The 583-nt window shown below is 60.9% G+C and carries 1 protein-coding gene; it reads left to right on the plus strand.

Translation table 11 applies throughout. The features are described 5' to 3' along the window. A partial coding sequence (locus tag AC07OO_RS25600) for a phage tail tube protein (protein WP_495085000.1) occupies positions 1-438 on the plus strand: 438 nt, incomplete at its 5' end. Positions 439-583 lie beyond the last annotated feature (145 nt).

Genomic DNA, 583 nt, shown 5'->3' on the forward strand with positions numbered 1-583 from the left:
GTGTTGGAGGGGCAGGACACCACCAACACCACCTTCTACCCCGCCGGTAGCGGCGTGGGCACGGTGCGCAAGGTCTCAACATGGGTGCAACTGTCGTCTGTGCTCAAGCCGGCCTCCACCGGTGGTGAGCCCAAGAAGGTCACCTACAAGTTTGTGGAGAGCGATGTTGAATACAACATCAATGACGGCTTTACCGCTGTCGACCGCACGTTGGAGCTGGATGCCGATGCCATCGGCACACCTGGCTATGTCGCCCTGAAGTCCCTGACCGAAGTGCAGACCAACACCATCATGCGCAGCGTCGCCAAGTCTGGCGCCGTGACCTACCTGCCGTGCACGGTTTCCCTCAACGAGGAAGAAATCATGACCGACGGCCAGATCGTCACCTGCAAGGTTGCCATCAGCGGCAACAACCGCTCCACCCGCTACGCGTCGTAAGCGCGGCACCCATCGGCGCAAGCCACCCCGCACCGGCCCGGCTGCTGTCTCCTTTCGCAGGGAGCGGTGGCTGGGTACGGGCATTTTCTTCACCACTCTGCGAAAGAACCATCATGGCAAAACTCGTACTGGGCAAACGCCCCAA

The organism is Rhodoferax sp. GW821-FHT07G04 (genome assembly GCF_059418585.1).